Annotated in this window: 12 protein-coding genes and 1 pseudogene; 6 read left to right on the forward strand and 7 right to left on the reverse strand. The window is 44.0% G+C overall.

The annotated features are described in order from the left end of the window. Positions 1-71: 71 nt before the first annotated feature. The 6 genes from M0Q51_07895 to M0Q51_07920 all read left to right on the forward strand — a co-directional run bounded on the left by M0Q51_07895 (position 72) and on the right by M0Q51_07920 (position 11114). The gene (locus M0Q51_07895; GenBank protein MCK9399898.1) at positions 72-2837 is read left to right on the forward strand and encodes a T9SS type A sorting domain-containing protein; all 2766 of its coding nucleotides are present in this window, start codon (positions 72-74) and stop codon (positions 2835-2837) included. A 109-nt stretch (positions 2838-2946) separates the two neighbouring features. Beyond that, positions 2947-3399 (forward strand): hypothetical protein, encoded by a 453-nt coding sequence (locus tag M0Q51_07900; GenBank protein ID MCK9399899.1) that lies wholly within the window; start codon positions 2947-2949, stop codon positions 3397-3399. Then, positions 3392-6172, forward strand: a complete 2781-nt coding sequence (locus M0Q51_07905) for a hypothetical protein (protein MCK9399900.1) — start codon at positions 3392-3394, stop codon at positions 6170-6172. The genes M0Q51_07900 and M0Q51_07905 overlap by 8 nt, the downstream gene beginning before the upstream one ends. Before the next feature lie 124 nt (positions 6173-6296). Next, positions 6297-8282 (forward strand): gliding motility-associated C-terminal domain-containing protein, encoded by a 1986-nt coding sequence (locus M0Q51_07910; GenBank protein ID MCK9399901.1) that lies wholly within the window; start codon positions 6297-6299, stop codon positions 8280-8282. A gap of 1 nt (position 8283) precedes the next feature. Continuing rightward, on the forward strand, positions 8284-10431 hold the full coding sequence (locus M0Q51_07915; protein ID MCK9399902.1) for an RNA-binding transcriptional accessory protein: 2148 nt from the start codon (positions 8284-8286) through the stop codon (positions 10429-10431). Then, entirely contained in the window at positions 10428-11114 is a 687-nt protein-coding gene (locus M0Q51_07920) for a PorT family protein (protein ID MCK9399903.1), read from the forward strand. The genes M0Q51_07915 and M0Q51_07920 overlap by 4 nt, the downstream gene beginning before the upstream one ends. Positions 11115-11185: 71 nt before the next feature. Here the strand turns inward: M0Q51_07920 and M0Q51_07925 are convergent. The 7 genes and pseudogenes from M0Q51_07925 to rimM form a co-directional block, all read right to left on the reverse strand. Continuing rightward, positions 11186-11407 (reverse strand): annotated as a pseudogene (locus M0Q51_07925) (DNA-3-methyladenine glycosylase I). 186 nt (positions 11408-11593) lie between these two features. Beyond that, positions 11594-12379 (reverse strand): gamma-glutamyl-gamma-aminobutyrate hydrolase family protein, encoded by a 786-nt coding sequence (locus M0Q51_07930; GenBank protein ID MCK9399904.1) that lies wholly within the window; start codon positions 12377-12379, stop codon positions 11594-11596. A gap of 98 nt (positions 12380-12477) precedes the next feature. After that, entirely contained in the window at positions 12478-14985 is a 2508-nt protein-coding gene (locus tag M0Q51_07935; GenBank protein ID MCK9399905.1) for a TonB-dependent receptor, read from the reverse strand. A 3-nt stretch (positions 14986-14988) separates the two neighbouring features. Then, positions 14989-15858, reverse strand: coding sequence for a FecR family protein (locus M0Q51_07940; GenBank protein ID MCK9399906.1), 870 nt, complete (start codon positions 15856-15858; stop codon positions 14989-14991). Further along, on the reverse strand, positions 15859-16344 hold the full coding sequence (locus M0Q51_07945; GenBank protein MCK9399907.1) for an RNA polymerase sigma-70 factor: 486 nt from the start codon (positions 16342-16344) through the stop codon (positions 15859-15861). Positions 16345-16365: 21 nt separating this feature from the next. Then, positions 16366-17202: a hypothetical protein gene (locus tag M0Q51_07950; protein MCK9399908.1), complete on the reverse strand. Its 837-nt coding sequence runs from the start codon at positions 17200-17202 to the stop codon at positions 16366-16368. Positions 17203-17392: 190 nt separating this feature from the next. After that, complete coding sequence (gene rimM, locus M0Q51_07955; protein ID MCK9399909.1) at positions 17393-17935, reverse strand: ribosome maturation factor RimM; 543 nt, start codon at positions 17933-17935, stop codon at positions 17393-17395. Positions 17936-17985: the final 50 nt, after the last annotated feature.

Genomic DNA, 17985 nt, shown 5'->3' on the forward strand with positions numbered 1-17985 from the left:
TTTTTTTAATCTTTTTTAACTGGAAAATATCTACTTTTGATGGAGCATCTGACTCATTAACCTTTCTGCTTATGAAAGCTATCAATACTAAATTTATATATGCATTAGTCTTCATTTTTCACTTTTCACTCTTCACTCTTCACTCTTCACTTACTCACGCCCAGACGCCTACAGTACAGGATTGTATGGGAGCGATTCCCGTATGCCAGGATGTTTATGTTGAGGAAGACTCCTATTACGGAGATGGTAACTACCATAATGAAATATACAATAATCCAAATCCCCAGTGCGAATATGATTGTCCTGGGAGTTGCCTGGATGGGGAACAAAACAGTGTCTGGTATATTTTTACTGTCCAGGTGGCAGGCCAACTACGGCTCACTATCGACCCTATCATTGATGCTGACGATTACGATTGGGCTGTTTATGATCTTACTGAACTAAGATGTTCAGATATCTATTCCAAGTATAACCTGATGCAGAAGAGCTGTAATGCCTATGGTTCACTAACTTATAACGGCAATACGGGCATCAGCACGGCAAATGGAGGTACGTCCAATTGCAATCACTGTGGTGAGGCTGGTACCAGCAAATGGAATATAGACATGCCAGTTCTTGAAGGCAGGACTTATGTGCTCGTTGTTGAAAACTGGGGGAGTCCTGAGGGAGGTTATACCCTCGATTTCAGCGCTTCCACCGCCAGCATTTACGATAATGTAAGACCTTCGCTCCAGACTGTGCTTGCGGATGAAATCACTTGCGGCGACACGGAAATTATCGTCGAATTTTCTGAAAATGTGATGTGTGAGTCAGTTAATCCGACGGATTTTCTCTTGGCCGGTCCTGGCGGCCCTTACACCGTAATTGATGCACAGGGTGAGACCTGCCTGCTTGGTGGTGAAATGGAAAAGCGGTATACATTAATTATCGACCGGCCCATTAATTCCGATGGGGATTATTCCGTGCAACTGGTACCGTTGAATTTCGTCTATGATGCCTGTAATAATTTTGCCCTGGGGAATACCATCGTCTTTGCTGTTGACCTCGGTGCTCCCGTCATCAACGAATTTTCAATGGATATCCAACCGGCAACCTGCGGGTTGTCTAATGGCTCCATTACAGGATTACAAATTATAGGAACCCCGCCTTACAGTTATATATGGACTGATGAGTCGGGCGATACGGTCGGTACCCAGTTGGATCTTATCGATGTCCCCAGTGACAATTATTTCCTGAAGGTAAGCGATAACAACACGTGTGAATCGGATGGCGGGCCCTATTTTATAGATCAAACGGGCGAACCGCAGGTGGATGATGCGGGAATTCTGATCACTGGCGCCAATTACGGAGCTAACAACGGCCATATTACCGGCCTTGTGATTAGCGGCACCGAACCCCTGGTATTTCTATGGACTGACGAAAGCAATAATGCTATGGGTACTGACTCCGAACTGCATAATGTTTATTCGGGAAATTATTACCTGCTGGTTACCGACACTTATGGCTGTGATACACTTGCAGGCCCATATTTTGTGCAGCAGATCGGTGGTCCTATAGGGGTTCAGGCTGCATCGCATCCCCCCGTAATCTGTGCCGGTGAATCCTCACAACTTGTTGCTACCGGATTTGGAGGGACTGAACCTTATACCTACTCCTGGATATCCAACCCTCCTGGATTTACTTCTGACATTCAATCTCCTACGGTATTTCCTTTGGTAACAACTATTTATACCGTTACAATCAGTGATCCTTATAACAATGACGCCTCAGCTGCGGCAACGGTGAACGTAAACCCGCTTCCTGTTTCCAATGCCGGAACTGATCAGACCATCCCATATGGGACCAGTACGACCATATACGGCACGGTGACCGGAGGAAGCGGATCTTATGAATATTTCTGGGAACCGGCAAATATGGTTATTAGCCCGACAGCTCAAAACACGGCAACTAAAAACCTATACCAGACTACACTATTCAGGTTCAGGGCCATTGATGCCAATTCCGAATGTGTCAGCCTGTTTGATACTATTATTGTATCGCTTGAAGGAGGGCCACTTGGGGTCACTTTATCAGTACAGGATGATACGATATGTAAAGGTGAAACCACCGTAATTACAGCCTATGGTTTTGGCGGAGATCAAGGCAATTATACCTATACATGGTATTATGGAACAGACTTATTAAAAGTGGATAATAACCAGGTGTCAACGCTTGATATCAGCCCGCTGATCCCGGGAAATCATGTTTATACCGTTGAAATATTTGATGGATATAACACTTTGTCTTCAAATATCTCTGTATATGTTGCTCCCTCACCGATATTTTTCATTCTTGGCGGACCACAGATCATTGCCTGTCCGGCAGATACGGTTACCCTTGAACCCAACCATACTTTTCCCGGGGCTTCTTATTACTGGTCTAATGGCAGCACTGATGCATCTGTCCGTTTGGCGACAACCGGGATTGGTTTTACTGTCAAGACACTGTATTTGAAAATCACGAATAACGAAGGCTGCGAATATGCTGACAGTGTGACGGTAACCTTTGATTTCGCCGCATGCTTTGGAATAGAAGAATACAAGACTTATCCGACTGTTAAAGTCTATCCAAATCCTTCTGCGGGCCTTATCAATGTGGACCTGGAAGAAAGTGGAGGATTTTCTGAATTGCAGATCATAAATCCAATGGGCGCTGTTGTTTATAGAAATGACCTGGGGAATTTAATGCCGGGAAAATCTTTAATTGTTGCTGATCTATCAAAATACCCAAAAGGAGTTTATGTGCTAAGGGCTATTCATGATCGCTTTATTCACATTCAAAAAGTCGTGCTTAATTAACTTTTTTTTAGTGAGTGATTCAAATTCAATAACCTGATTTGATATTATTTATATCTTAGCCCGCTTGTTCAAAAACAGGACCATCATCAAAAAAAATACTTTTACTACAATGAGAATAGTCTTATTAATATTAATGTCGGTCATGTTCCTGGCTTCAAATGGCCAGTCTGATGCTGACAAACCGGTTAGCGGAAAGCTTCCGGGACTCCCTTTTGTTTTTGACCAGAAAGAGTTTGGTGACAGGTTTTCAGTTTTATATTATTCAGAAGATGATTATGATTATTATGTAATAGACCTGACAAAACTTGGCGACAGGTTTGAAAGGATCTATTTTATGAACCTTACTTATGAAGATTCAATGGTGGTTAATCTTAACCCTGATATTGAAAATGATCAGATTTGGTTTAAGGCCTTTTATCAATATAAAGAGGCAGAAATCACTTGCCTTTTTAAGGACTTAAAAGAAAAGGCAGATAAAGCCAACCAGGATATGACTGCAGGAGAGAAATCAGTATGGATGGGTAAATTCGACAAATTCAAAAAAAATAATGGCCATGAATAGAAAGATATTCCTGTTGCTGGGACTATCTCTCCTGGCAGTTGTCAAATTAAGCGGACAAGGCCTGCTCTGTGAAACTTCCGAACCTTTCTGTACAGGCTCTATTTATACTTTCCCCGCCGGCACAACAGGATCTGCTGAGTATGGCCCTTATTATTTTTGCCTGAGTACGCAGCCTGCACCTGCCTGGTACCATATGCTGATCGATAACCCGGGACCGATCACGATTTATATGTTCAGCACGCCGTTGGTAGATATTGATTTCATTTGCTGGGGGCCTTTCACTGATCCTTTTGCTCCCTGTCCTTATGGACTAACCGAATCCACGGTCGTTGATTGCAGCTATTCGCCTTACCCCACTGAGTACTGTGTTATCCCAAACGGTCAGACAGGCCAGTATTATATCCTTCTGATCACCAACTATTCCCAGGATCCCTGCGAAATCACTTTTTCACAAACCGGTGGAAGCGGGAGCACCGACTGTACTATTTTACCTCCCCCGGTGTCAAACAACGGACCTCTTTGTGTTGGGGAAACTTTGAATCTTTATGCTGAAACTGTTCCTGATGCTTCCTATTGGTGGAGCGGCCCGGCTGGCTTTCTTTCTGCCCAGCAAAATCCGGTGATCCCAAATGTGACTACCGCAAATGCAGGAGATTATTCTTGTATCATTACCGTTAATGGCCAGAGCAGCGACCCGGCGATTTCAACCGTGATCATTTACAATCTGCCTACAGCCTCACTTTTAAGCGCGGATACGACTGTATGCCCGGGTACCCCTGCTTATGCACTTATGCAATTCACGGGTTGGGGACCTTTCAAAGTCTATTACAATGATGGGTCGAATAATTTTGAAGCGACTAACCTTTATGGCCCTGTGGATACGATTTTTCTTTTTCCGACGGGTCTGACGACTTATACTTTCACCAAAGTAGAAGATATTCATTGTGAAAGGAACCTTATTTTTATGGATCTCATAGCAGAAACTTATCCGGCCACTTCCGGAACGTTAAGCGGGACAAATACTATTTGTGCGGGGGAATCGGCCGGGTTAACCTTTACCCTGGCAGGGTCGCCACCATGGAGTATTACATATACCGCCAACGGAGCCGATCCTCAGACAGTTGCCGCCAATTCATCGCCATATTTAGTTACGGTTTACCCGACCGCTACAACCACGTATGCCTTTACTTACCTCGAAGATATTAATTGTACAGGGCAAACCTCAGGCCAGGCAATAGTTACAGTGAACCCTTCTCCGACAACTAATGCCGGTACTGATCAGACTATTGCCTATGGAACAACTACTACGCTGAACGGACAGGCTTCAGGAGGGTCAGGTGATTACCAATATTCCTGGGAGCCGGCAGACAAACTCACAAATCCCAATATTCAGCAGCCAACAACCGTTAATCTTACCGAGTCTACCTTATTTACCCTTACCACTACTGACAATGTGGGAGGATGTTACGATACAGATGATATTTTGGTTACCATAACAGGAGGTCCTTTAGGTTGTTACCCTGCAGCATATCCGCCTGCCATTTGCGCCGGGGAGTCTTCTCAATTAATATCCCTGGCTTCAGGGGGATCCGGAAGCTATACATTCCTCTGGAGTTCAAATCCAGCCGGGTTCAGCTCAACCCTTCCCGACCCGGTGGTGACCCCAACGCAAAACACTACATACACCGTTTTAGTTAATGACGGATACAACGTGATTACTGGTAATGCTACTGTTAATGTCCATCAACTACCTGTCCCGGAGGCTGGTAACGATATCACCATTCCACATGGTACCACCACGGTCCTGCAGGGTTCCGCCACAAGCGGCAGCGGTTCTTATTCCTATCACTGGGAACCTGCCGATAAACTGGTGAATCCGGATATAGCCCAACCACACACTTTCAACCTGTTCGCCACAACTCTTTTTACCCTGTATGTGACTGATCTGACTTTTGGTTGCGAGGCAGCCGCTCCCGACCAGATGACTGTCATTATTTCGGGTGATGCCCTTGCAATTAATCCATCGGTTTCCGATGAGGACATATGCTTTGGCGAGTCGGCACAACTCTTTGCACTTGCCGGAGGCGGTTCAGGAACTTACACTTATAGCTGGGTTTCCAGCAATGGTTTTTCTTCTACAATACAAAACCCTGTAATTACACCCCAGATGCCAGGGGCTTTCATATACACCTGTACCGTCAATGATGGATTTAACTCTGTACAGGGCTCTGTAGCCATAAATGTCAGATCTGTCCCCTTTATTGACTTTGGTTTCGGGGACACTACTATTTGCGTTTATGACACAGTGGTGCTTGACGCCGGAAACCCCGGTTCAGAATACGTTTGGTCCAATGGTTCGACCGAAAGTTGGATCCTGGTGGCTACGACAGGTATTGGATTTGATATGCAAACCCATTCGGTTACCGTTACCAATCCTTCAGGATGCCAATTAGAAGCAACTGTTAATGTGATATTCGATTTTTCAGCCTGTAATGGTATTGAAGGAGATGAGACCGGGAAACTTTGCCGTATTTATCCAAACCCCGGAGATGGAACTTTACACCTTGTTTTCCAACCCGGTGTCAAAGAAGCTATAGTCAGCGCCAGCAATTTACTCGGGCAGAATATCTGTGGGCCATATCATTTTGATGGCCTGGATAAAAAAAGTGAAGTCATTATTAATATTGGGAATCAGCCTGAAGGGGTATATTTTATCCATATAAAAAACAATGTTTCGGTTTTATATACAACTAAATATATTTTAAGAAGATAATTTTGCCATGGCTTTCCGCCTGGTGGCCGGGTAAAGACTCATTTGCCCGGCTGATTATACGGAAAATGTTACCTTTGGCCATCCTAAAAACCCAACAATCATTCATTAAATTACAAATCCCAGCATGAATAAGAGCGTTTCCCGAAACTATTACTACTATTTAACAATTCTGGTACTGGCGGCATTCATTTTGATTGCTCCCGGGAATTTATTTTCTCAGGGTTATCTAAAAGCCGAGGTTCGTAATACTAACTGCACTGTTGCCAGCCACGAAGCAGACCGTTGGTTTTTCGGACAAAATGCCGGCCTGGATTTCAGGCCTCAGGATCCGGTACCTGACGTGACAAATTTTCTGATGAATATCCCGACCAGTCCTGCAGTAATGGCCGACAGCATGGGTAACATATTATTCTATACTGACGGAACTAAAGTCTGGGACCGGATGGGTGGTCTTATGCCCAACGGTTCCGGCCTGCACGGTTTTGTGGGCTATACGATGCCGGTTCTTATCGTTCCAAAGCCGGGAAGTGATAGTATATACTATATCTTTACGACACATCGCCCCAAGCAGAATCCCAGCGATCCACAGACTATTTACGGTTTCGAATATAATGAACTCAATCTGAACAGGAACGGTGGCCTGGGAGATATCACCAGGAAGAATAAGATACTGCTCCAACCCGAAGTTTCTTCGAAATTATCCGCGATCCAACATAGTAATGGAAAAGATTATTGGGTTGTGGCTCACAGGTTTAACTCAAATGAGTTTTACTCCTTCGCGGTCACCTCAAATGGGGTAGATACCACCAATTATGTCAGTAGTACTATTGGGACCGTTCATTCGGCACCCGGAGAAACTAATAATGGTATTGGTTTTATGAAAATCAGCCCGGACGGTTCCAAACTTGCCTTGGCCATCCACGGTTCAGATATTTATGAAATTTTCAACTTTGATGCATCTAATGGAAGAGTAACCGATGCCGTCACTTCTTCACAGGTTTTTAATGAAGCCTATGGCATAGAATTCTCATCCGATTCAAGGTATTTATATGCAACCACTACGTCCACGAGCCTTCCACAGCCGAACTTTACACCGCCATCCTACCTGTTCCAGTTCGATGTAAGCTTGGGAAACGCCATCTTCAATAATTATGATACTATAGCTTCTGATACACTTGGAAGTTATTTCGGAGGAATCCAATTGGGAACCGACGGTAGGATTTATGTGTCCAGGTCACCTAATGGTTCCGCTGCATTAGCGGTGATTCAAAATCCTAAAAGACCTGGCACGACCTGTAATTTCACAGCAAATGCAATGGACCTGCAGGGAAAAAGAAGCCGCTTCGGCTTTCCGAATTTCATGCAATCCTATTTCGACCTGCCACACTTTGATGTGGAAAATATTTGTTTTGCCGACACAACCATTTTCACCCTGCAGAATAATTCGAATATTGGTAATGTCTCCTGGCAGTTTGGTGATCCTGCCAGTAGCTCTAATTCTTCAACAGCAGTCCAGCCGGATCATGTTTTCTCCGGCCCCGGTTCCTATACCGTGCAGGTTACGGAGACCTATAACGGCGTAACATACGGTCCATATTTTGAATCAGTGGTTGTCAATGAATTACCTTCTGTCAACATCGGCGATACGGTATATATGTACCCCGGTTCCCCGATCCTGCTTAATGCTGGCGAAGGATATGCCTCATACGAGTGGTCAACCGGCGAGAATACCCAGGTGGTGAAAATCAATGAGTCCGGGACTTATTGGGTAACTGTACAAAATGCACTTTGCTGTTATAATATCGACACAGTCCTCGTAATCTACTTCGATGTAATTGTACCCAATGCTTTCCGCCCTGGGGGAGTCAATAATGTTTTCAAAGCTTATGCATCTTCCCTGGAAGCTGTTGAGAACTTCACGATGTACATATACAACCGATGGGGCCAGCAGATCTACGTGAGCAACGATATCACACAGGGTTGGGATGGTAAAATAAATGGCAAGGATGCTCCTGGTGATGTCTATGTATGGTTGATTAATTATGATGTAGAAAGAGAAGGAAAAACAGAACGGATTGCTTATAAAGGAAATGTGATCCTTTTGAGATGAGATGGATAAGAAGTATTACATTACCATAGCCGAAGAACTAAATGTATCCACCGGGCAGGTTATCAATACTGCAGCCTTATTGGAAAGCGGTGCGACCGTACCTTTCATAGCCAGATACCGCAAAGAGCTTACCGGCAGCCTTGATGAGGTGGCCATCACCCATATACGTGACCGGCTGAAACAATTGCAGGAACTGGATAAACGCCGGGATGCGATTCTCAAAAGCATTGAAGAACAAGGCATGCTTACCGACCAGCTCCGGGAACAACTGATGGAAGCCCTTACAATGACCGAACTTGAGGATCTTTACCTGCCATATAAGCCAAAGAAAAGGACGCGTGCTGCCATAGCACGTGAAAAAGGACTGGAACCACTGGCCAGGATCATTATGGCCAAACGGGAGCCTGATCTTTACCGTAAGGCGGGTTTATTCATTAATCCTGAGAAAGGCGTGGCCAATGAAGAAGATGCACTGGCAGGTGCAAGGGATATCATTGCAGAATGGATTAACGAAAACAGATATGCAAGGGTAAGGATCCGTAAATTATTTTACAGGGATGGGGTGATATCATCTCATGTTATCAAAGGCAAAGAACTTGAAGGGATCAATTATCAGAATTATTATGAATGGCAGGAACCGGTAATGAAAGCCCCTTCACACCGTTATCTTGCCATGATGAGGGGAGAGGCTGAAGGATTTTTGCGGAACAGTATTCAGCCCCCGAAAGAAAAAGCAATCATTGAGCTGGAAGATATTTTCCTTAAAAATAGTACCGAAGACTGTGCGGAACAAATCCGTGAAGCTATTTATGACTCTTATTCCCGGCTTCTTCAGTCTTCCATGGAAACCGGGATTAAGGCTGCTGCCAAAGAGAAGGCAGATCATCATGCCATCATGGTATTTACCGATAACCTCAAGCAGTTGTTAATGCTGCCTCCACTCGGTCAGAAAAATGTTTTGGCAATAGATCCGGGCTTTCGAACAGGATGTAAAATAGTTTGCCTGGATAAGCAAGGTAACCTGCTGCACAATGAAACTATCTATCCTCATCCCCCGGAAAACCAGGTCAGACTGGCAGAAAAAAAGATCCTGAGCCTGATCGATGCCTATAAAATTGAAGCCATTGCCATTGGCAACGGGACAGCCGGTCGCGAGACCGAGCGTTTTGTCCGCAATATCCGGTTTGACAAGGATCTGATAGCAGTTATGGTCAATGAAAGCGGCGCATCAGTTTACTCTGCTTCAAAAATTGCCCGGGAGGAGTTTCCGGAATATGACGTAACCGTGAGAGGTGCTGTTTCCATTGGGCGCAGGCTCATGGACCCCCTTGCCGAACTGGTCAAAATCGACCCGAAATCGATAGGTGTGGGGCAATACCAGCACGATGTGAACCAGAACGCCCTGCAGCAGAGCCTTGAAGATACTGTGACCATTTGTGTCAACCAGGTAGGCGTTGAAGTTAATACGGCCAGTAAAGAGCTGCTGTCATTTGTCTCAGGTGTTGGCCCGGCGTTAGCGCAGAATATTGTCAATTTTCGCAAGAAAAACGGACCTTTCACTTCAAGGGAGGAATTTAAAAAAGTTACAAGGTTCGGTGATAAAGCATTCGAGCAGGCCGCAGGTTTTCTGAGGATCAGAAATGCCCCTAACCCGCTCGACAGGAGCGCGGTGCACCCGGAAAGCTACCACGTAGTTTATAAAATGGCAAAACAGGCTCAGATTACCGTGGAAGAATTGATAATAAATGAAGAAGCACGGAACATAATAAACCTGGCAGATTACGTTAATGATAAAACAGGGCTTCCAACCCTTAACGATATCATGCAGGAACTAGCCAAACCCGGACGCGACCCCAGGGAAAAATTCGACCTGTTCGAATTTGCAAAAGGGGTCAATGGAATTGAAGACTTGATACCCGGGATGGTGCTTCCGGGAATCGTAACAAATATTACCGCTTTTGGAGCTTTTATTGATATCGGGGTGCACCAGGACGGATTGGTTCATGTCAGCCAGATGGCTGATAAGTTTGTCCGGGACCCAAAAGAGATCGTCAAAATAAATCAGAAAGTGCAGGTAAGGGTGCTTGAAGTGGATAAAGAGAGGAGAAGGATCAACCTGTCGATGAAAGAAGTGAAAAGTGAAAAGTGAAAAATGAACTGAAATATCTTTTAATAGTTTCCCTGCTCTTAGCCCTAAGCTCTCCGCTCTCTGCCCAGCGGTTCAAAGGTGCGGTGATGGGTGGAATGAATCTTTCACAGGTCGATGGTGATGAAGTTTATGGATATAAAAGGGTCGGCGGGCATTTTGGGCTGGCTGCCATTCTCCCGATTAAAAAGTGGGACATCACACTGGAAACGATTTTTAACCAGAAAGGAGCAAGAGAAAAACAGCAGTATACCTTATATGATTCTACTGAAAATCTTAAATATACAGGTGAATATAATTTGAGACTTAATTATGTCGAAGTGCCTTTGATGGCCCATTATACAGATAGGGAACGTTATACAGCCGGATTAGGATTTTCATATGGGCGACTTGTTTCTAGTTCAGAAATAGAACATGGAGATTTAATTCCTCCTTATTCAGATACTGTTGAATTTAATAAAAACGATTTCAATATTCTTGTTGATTTACAAATTAGGGTGTGGAAACAATTAAAGTTTAATATCCGTTTTGCTTATTCATTGATACCGATTAGAGAAAGAACATTTTATGATATCTTTTATAAAACTGATCCGCCCTGGACACGCAAACAATATAACAACATGTTGACATTCCGGCTGGTTTATGTTATTAATGAAAAAGTTCCGGAACGGAAGGTAAAACAGTGAAACAGTGAAACAGTGAAACAGTGAAACGGTGGAACGGTGAAACAATATCGAGATTTTTATACCACTAACCACTAACCACTAACCTCCCTGTACCGAAAGCACCCAACGACATGATCGTTCACCATACCTGCAGCCTGCATAAAAGCATAACAAATTGTTGATCCGACAAATTTAAATCCTCTTTTAGTCAGGTCTTTACTCATAATATCCGAAATTCCGGTCTTTGCAGGTAATTCAGAAAGAGATTGCCACGAATTCATTAATGGTTGAAAATTTACAAATGACCAGATATATTTATCAAATGACCCGAATTCTTTTTGCACTTCACGGATCCTTGATCCAGGCACAGCGCGGTTTTTCATCGTTGATGGTCATTGGTTAGTGGTTATTTGTTATTGGTCATTGGTTGTAAATAGGTAGTTGTAGGGTTCACCGGCCGGTGAACCCTACAGGCGAATCTACTGTCAACTGCCAACTGCCTACTTCCTGAATTTCCTGCATTCATCCAGGAACTTCACTGCTATCGGCCCGGATAGCGGATCTCCCGGCTCCATTCTCTCCGGGTGCCACTGAACGCCAAGTAAAAAACTTTTTCCTGCCGGGTTCTTCCATTCTTCGGCTTCTACCAATCCGTCTGTCGTGAAGGCAACGGCTTTTAACGGCAATGCCACCTGGTCTGCAGCCTGGTGATGGTTGCTGGTGACTTCCCCGGTGGTAATTCCTGATATTTCATAGAGCAAAGAACCCGTATCAATAGTAACCGTGTGGAAGCAACTCAGATAATCTTCACATTGATGGATAACTGAGGTGTCGAAATCAGAGGGGATATCTACAATTAGACTACCACTCAGGGCAACGTTGAGCATCTGGTGGCCACGGCAGATTCCCAGGATAGGCATGCCCCATGCCACTGCTGAATCGATCAGCGTCATTTCAAGCAGGTCAAGATGATGGTCGATAGGCCAGCATCTCACGGTATCATAAGCTTTACCATAAAGACCCGGGTTAATGTCGGTGCCGCCGGTTAGCAGCAGCCCTGAACATCCTTTGAATAATTTCAATGCCGAATCCAGGGGCATAGCATACATATCCTGGCAAATAACCGTCGAATCAACAGATCGGATCCAATTATAATAGTTCGCATATGACGTATCCGGGCTCCCTTTGGATAAGGCAATCCGCAATGGGGCTTTATCCTGCTGCCCACATCCCTGGAAAAGGAGAATAAATATACATGCCAGGGAAATTGTGATGATGGTTTTCATGGTAAAAAGTTTTGGTTTCAAAATTCCGATGTTCCAGAGTTCTGAGTTCTGTATTCTGTTTTCTTCAACTTTGCCCTTTGCCCTTTGAACTTTGAACTTTAAAGCGCTAGCTTTAAATAAAGTGCCGGGGTCAGTGGAATAGATTCTGAATATATATTGATGTAATTTGTCTGATTTGTGGCGACTCTTTCAAAATTGGCATATTTGATATTCTGCGTGTTCAATACATTCAAAACTGAAAGCCCGATCTCACCTTTCAGTTTCCTGTCGAGAAATTTATATATGAAAGCTAAATCAAGCCGGCTATAAGTCAGGTTATCCTGTTCCTCAGAGAGTAATGAAGGAGATGAAGGGAAACCTGATCCGAGAACATAATCGGCTGATATGTAAAATGGATCCAGGTTCACCAGTGTAGCCAACTTGAGTTCGTGCCGCTGGTCCTGAGGTGCCCGCCTGTATGCATCATTTTTGAAATATTCAAAAAGTTCCTCTGTCCGGCTAAGTGAATAGGCTACCCAGGCAGAGTGTCCGCGGTAATCTTTCTTGATCATCACATCGATCCCATAACTGCGCCCTTTACCCTCGTAAATGCCTTCAATCCCCAGATGTGCATTTTTTACATACCTGGTCAGGCCGGTAACATTCTTAAAATATCCTTCAAGACTGACTGTGAAGTCATTATGAAAATATGATGTTCCCAGGACAAAGTGGTTTGCAAGAAGGACCGGGATACTTTCGTTGTCACAGACCGCCCATATATAGCGATAATTCCCCTGATCATCCAGCACTGAGCTTTTCGTAATGAACTGATCGTAAATACCCCAGGCTGCATTGATCTTCCAGGACTCACCTGCCTTAACAGATACCGAAAACCTGGGCTCAAGGTATAATTTCTTAAGGTTAATTGCATGGGTTATCCTTAACCCGGCTTTGAAGTCCACTCTTTTGCTGAGAGCTATATTATCCTGGAAAAACAATGTGAGCCGGCGGGCTTCCCCTGAAATACCTGCCTGGACGATATTGAAAGTGTCCTCGGCCAATTCAACCTGGTTATATTTGTAAACCATTCCGCCTTCCAGAATATGGGAATGATGAACAGGGAAACGGTTATCCACCTGGAAAGTCTTCTCACGAATAATATTCCTGGCATCCATATTTTTCACTTGGTCAATCTGTTGGATGAGAATGCGTTCCACAGTAAGATCATCAGAAAAATCAGATTTTAAGACCGAATAATTCAGGCTAAAATTCGTGGAATATCCGTTCTTCCATGTTTTGCCATAAAAAATTGCCCCGCCCGACTGGGTATTGTCTTCCTGCGTCTTTTTTGTAATCACAACGTTATCTACGGGTTCTTCTATGGAATATGAAAAACGGTCATTGCCTGCGTATAAGCTGATATAGAACAGGTCCCTGTCACGGATCTTTGCTGAATACTTGATGTTGATATCCCGGAAACGGTAATCCGGGACGATGTTCAGGTCCACGTCATTGGTGGTGTCCGGATCATTGTTCCGTCTGATCAGGGAGTTGAGGTCACCAGGGTTATAAAGCTCATAATAAGTATGCCGCAAAGCCACCACTAATGAACTGTTCCTGAATAAAGGCACTTCGACCATGCCGTTCATGGTCATATTGTTAATGTCAACCGAAAAGGAGGGCCTGAGCGTGTTTCCGTTTTTGCCGGTAATATTGACAATCCCGCCGACCCTTTCCCCGTAACGGGCATCATACCCGCCCTTGTAAACTTCAATATCTTTAGCCATCAAAGGATTGAATGAACTGATGTTATCGTTAAAGTTTTTGAGACCGTAAATGGTAAACCCATCAAAAATGACCTTACTCTGTCCTTCATAGCATCCCCAGATGATCAATTCGTTCGTCTGCTCTCCTGATGCGAGGATGCCGGGCTGCAACCGTAATAGATTGAAAACTGAATTGTCGCCAAATCCAGGTAAGAAATTAGCGATCTGGTGATTGAGTTTCATCATGCCAGCCTGATCTCCGATTAAGGTTGATCTTTCTATCAGCGAATTTTTAATCTCAACTTCTGATAGTCCTATTAATGAAGGAGTAAGCAGAAAATGCAAGTCTGCCGTCCCGTTTACCAATGTATCCAGTATAAAATAACCCAAATGCGATACCTTGACGGTAAATACACTGTCGGTGGATGAGAGGAATGCAAAACTCCCTTTCAGGTCCGTTGCCATCCCATAGTTGTTGATGATCACGTGCGAGTATGGGAGCGACTCCCTTGAGCCTTTTTCCAAAACCTGCCCGGTTAAACTGAAGGATTTAGGTTTATCAGGTTTCTTTGGAGGGAAGATGATAAAGACATCCTCTTTTTTTACGATTTCCAATGGCAATCCGTCAATTAGTTTATGGATTGCAGTTTCAGGTGAATCAAAGGTGCCGGAAAGCGAAACTTTGAATTGGGAAAGATTGCGGTCATCAAAGGAGATCTGAATATTGTAATTGCTGGCAAGGCCGATCAGCACTTCGCTCAGCGGCCTGGAATCTACATTGATACTGACCTGCTGGCTGAAAGAAATAGATGAAGCTATCAAAAACAATAGAAGAAACAGCGCTTTGCTCCGGTTCACCATCCGTTAGTTTTGGTAGATATCATACTCTTTTTCCGAAATCCTGGCAAAAGTAAGTCCAAATGGTTTACATACTAATGTCAAAACTTCTTCCACCGGCCTGTCTTTTGAGAAATACCCGGTGTATGAATAATCCAGTTTAGTTTTAAACATGATCGTTACATCATATTGCCGTCCGATCTCATTAAATACCTGGATAAGAGGTCTGGCAGTGAAAACAAACATGTTGTTTATCCAGGAATTAGAAACCCCGGCATTCTGGTCCTTCCAAACTATAATGTTGCCATCTGAATCAACTCTGGCCTCATATTCCGGGCTGAGAACCGCTTCATCCGAAGTAAAGGAGATCACTTTAACTTTTCCGGTAAAGCAGGTTACTTTATACTCACTTTCGCGGGAATAGATGTTAAAGCTTGTCCCCAGCACTACGGTCCTGCCAAAATCCGAAACTACTTCGAACTTTTTGCCCTTTTGCACCTCAAAGTACCCTTCCCCTTCAAAGTTTAACTTCCGGGCAAATTGCCACCATAGTGGATTGAACGTCATTCTCGAATCGGCATTCATTTCAATTGTTGATCCGTCTGGCAAAGTATAAGAAAGATGTTGACCGGCCGGGCAGGAAATAGGTGTAGTGTAAAAACGGAGCAAAGAGAAGATCCCGGCCAGCAGGAGGATAGCTGCAGCAATACCGAAAGCAAGCCGGTATGAGTTGAAAATTACTATTCCAGAGGCTGGTTTCTCGGTGAGTCTTTCATCAAGCGCTGCCCAGACCTCTTCACGGCTTTTTTCATATATGATCCCGATATTCTGAAAAAAAACTTCAGGATCCTTTGCAGGACTATAACTGGAGTCGATATAATCGTAACTTTTTTTCATTTATTCTCCTAATGCTTGTCTGATAAACGAAAGTGCAAGGTTCATCCGCTTTTCGACGGCTTTGACACTCAATCCCAATCTTTCTGCTATCTCATTGTATTTCAATTGCTCCATCCTGCTCATTAAAAAGACCGTCCTCTGCTTCTCTGGTAAATTTGCCAGGGCGATCTCATACCGGTTTTTCAATTCTTCGAACACCATCTGGTCTTCAGGCGATATTCCGGCGATATCAGGCTTTGTGCTTAACATGAATTTCGATATAACTTTTTGTTTCCTGTATTGGCTGACAAACTGGTCACGGGCAATTTTATAAAGCAGCCCTGTGATATTGTCATTATCTGAAGAAGGCTGCTTTTCCCAGATACGCAGAAATGTTTCCTGAGCAATATCAGTAGCCACCTCAGCATCGCCAGACCGGTAGTAAATGTAATTTCGCACTGAATCAAAATGATTATCAAAAAGATCTTTGAACTGGGCTCGTGTCAATGATGTAGCTTTTCAATTTATTTAATGCAGGTAGATCGTGTAAGTTTCGCCGTTTACCGTGACAGTGGCGATATTATCGCATTCCCCGGTGCCGTAGTCCAGCAACCTGACAGGGCGGTCCTGCGGGCGAATTTCGACCGTTCCGGAGACGATGAACCTGCAAGCCAGTTCAATGCGCAATGGATTGATAATTTCCTTTTCCCAGGTCAGCCCGTTTGGTCTGGTCCCATGTGCGGTGCCCGTTAACAGGTAGATGTCATCCCAACGGTTGGGGGTATTTGAGCCCTGAATCCATTCACGGACCCGGGAAGAATTCCAGCTGAACGTGCTGCTGTCGTCAACTCTCTGGACCACACCCACCACTTCGATAGTGAAGTAAAGGTTCCCGTTTTCATTTTCTCCCATGTTGGTGACCACTTTCGTCCCGTCCACGCTATTATCGTTCACATAATAATTCTCAAAACCATGAGTAATGACTGTTCCGGGCTGGCGGTACCTCCCGGTAAAGGTGATGATGATCTTCCCTCTGCGGTACTTGCCATCATGGCATAAACAATTAACATCGCCGAAATCGATGGTCAGTTCACGTGGAAATACAGTGGTATCCAAGGTGACAGTGGCGCATTCACTCAGGAATATCCTATTCCCATCAGTCGATTTAAGATGGTTACCTGTACCGATGTCATAGGCTTCATCAGCCATATCGCTTACATTTTCAAAAGTACTCTCGGCATAAGCATCATCCTGGGAAATAGTTTTATCTTCCAACTGAATGTCGTTGTCTTTTTTGCAACCAGTCACCAAGATTGCAAAACTGGTGAAGGCGATCAATCCTAAAACTAAATTTACTCTTTTCATGTGTTTTAATTTTTTGTGTTTTACCACAATACCGCACAAAGAACTGTTTACCCTACTTTTTCTCGAAAATAGTTATTGGTTAATTGTTAGTGGTTATTGGTTTGTGGTTTGAAATTTGAAATTTGAAATTTGAAATCAAAACTCTGAACTTTAAAACTTTAACTTTGAACTTTGCCCTTTGAACTTTGAACTACTCAAGGTAGATGTCTATCAGCCCCTCCGGAGCTTTCACTTCGATCATTTTCTTCTTCCGGTCTACTTTCAGGATGATCTCACCGGAAATGGGCAGCAGGATTTCCTTTTCGCCGGATGTGATGGCAAAAAGCGGATTATTAGGCAGCTCAATCACCCTGTCGATGATGCCGATATCGCCGCGATGCTCATCATGAATCCTGAAACCGGTCACTTCGTGATAATAAAACTTGTTTCCTTTTAATTTCGGCAGCAATTCAACCGGGAGGTAGATAAAACAACCGACAAGCTTCCCGGCCCCTTCCATGTCTTTCAGGTCGGTTAATTTTAAATTTGCCTTGTTATTTTCAAAATGGATATTTTCCACCATCCAGGGGATCAATTGATCTTTCACTTCGATGAAAAGCATATCCAGTTCCCGGTATTCCTGGGGTTGATCAACGTCGAAGATCGCTTTCAGGCCGCCTTTATAACCGTGGGTGCGGATGATTTTTCCAAGAAGGAAATAGCCTTCATGGATATTTGCAGGTATTGGGCTCATAGGGTAAAATTAATAAAACCAATGGATTAATCCATTGGTTTATTGATTCT

It is taken from the genome of Bacteroidales bacterium (genome assembly GCA_023229505.1).
Lineage (GTDB): Bacteria > Bacteroidota > Bacteroidia > Bacteroidales > JAGOPY01 > JAGOPY01.